Origin of the sequence: uncultured Campylobacter sp., assembly GCF_937949835.1 — a bacterium.
Classification (GTDB): Bacteria; Campylobacterota; Campylobacteria; order Campylobacterales; family Campylobacteraceae; genus Campylobacter_B.
The window spans coordinates 1-1,422 of sequence record NZ_CALEDC010000522.1; the positions used below are offsets into that span (position 1 = coordinate 1).

Annotated in this window: 1 protein-coding gene; it reads right to left on the reverse strand. The window is 40.4% G+C overall.

Features of this window, described 5'->3' with window-relative positions:
- Positions 1-198: 198 nt before the first annotated feature.
- A complete protein-coding gene (locus Q0256_RS11510; protein WP_297947917.1) occupies positions 199-1,245 on the reverse strand; it encodes an ABC transporter substrate-binding protein in 1,047 nt (348 codons plus the stop codon).
- Between the last annotated feature and the right edge of the window lie 177 nt (positions 1,246-1,422).

Below are 1,422 nucleotides of genomic sequence, written 5' to 3' on the forward strand. Positions count from 1 at the left end.
TAGCTCATAGGTTATTATGTTATTAATCAAGCTTTGCGAGCATTAATTTGGTAAGGTTTATATCATTTTAATGCTCGCAAATTGCATATAATAGTCAAATTCTTGTCCTCTTAAAAGGTATATATTATTTTGCAAAAATCGCTGTTACGGTAATTGTTTTTATCGTCCGATGTTCGTTTTTATATAAATCAGGTGGCATTATTTTTGATATTTGACGCGGTAAAATTTCTCGTAGAATTCCTCTACTTTTTTATCAAAGTTTGCGTCCTTAAAATTTTGCGGATAGAGTTTCATCGCAAGCCATTCCTCACCAAGCGCCATCGCTTCGGCAGTCGGATGACCCCATGCTTTAACGAATTCGGGCATTAGATAAATTCTATCCTCTTTCACGGCGCTAAGACCTTTTAGCGCAGGGTTTGCCTTAAGTTCGGCAGGTACTTGAGGATAGCGGTTTTGCACTAAGATAATCTGCGGATTCCATGCTAAAATTTGCTCCGGCGAAACCTGCTTGTAGCCCTTTATATCTGCAGCGGCAACGTTCGTCGCACCCGCTCTTGCTAACATTACGCCAGTATATTTGCCGCTACCGTAGGTCGTAAGATCGGGATTTGCCATATAAACTCTAGGTCTTTTATCTACGATAAAATTGCTAAATTTGGCATTTAAATCAGCTTGCGATTTTTTAACGAAATCTATTAGTTCAGCGGCATCCTTTTCGTGATTGCTTAGTTCGCCTAGAATTTTAACCCCCTCGTAAAAGCCCTCATCGTAAGCAGCGAAGCTATCGCGCTCATCTTTAAAGGTCGGATTTAGCTTAGCTTTTTCCTCTTGTGCAGAGCTAAAAAACGAAATGCCTACGACTGGGATTTTTAACTCCTCCATTTTAGCGATATATTCTTTGGGGAAGTAGTTTACCACTACGACCGCATCAGGCTTTAGACTAAGCAGAGCTTCGTAATTGACATCTTTGATATCGCCTGGATTAGGTAGGTTTTTAAAACTCGGCGCCAAACGATTATACTCTTTGCCTAGGCGTTGCTCCCAGCTTTTTAGGATGCCTACGACCTTATCTTGGGCGTTGATTTCGTTTAAGACATTGAGCGCTTCGTGGTGTAGCACGACGATACGATTTACTTGATCCGGGATTGTGACCTTGCGACCGAGCTGATCGGTAATCGTGCGATCTGCAAAAGCCGGGCCAGCGCAAAGCACTGTACCAAGAAGGATTGAGTGAAGTTTAAGCATTTTTTCTCCTTGAAAATTCCGCAAAATATGCGGGATTAGAATAGCGGAATTATAGCTGATCAGTATAAAATCCAGATAAATTTTTATATAAATTTTGATTTTGTCGTGGGGGATTTCAGATGCTTTCGTAGGGCAGAATTTTGTGATTTTACGCAGAATTTTGCTAGTAAAAATTTT

Bases quoted from the DNA above. Each gene is read 5' to 3' on its own strand.
- Q0256_RS11510 (WP_297947917.1), bottom strand. From the start codon at position 1,245: ATGCTTAAACTTCACTCAATCCTTCTTGGTACAGTGCTTTGCGCTGGC.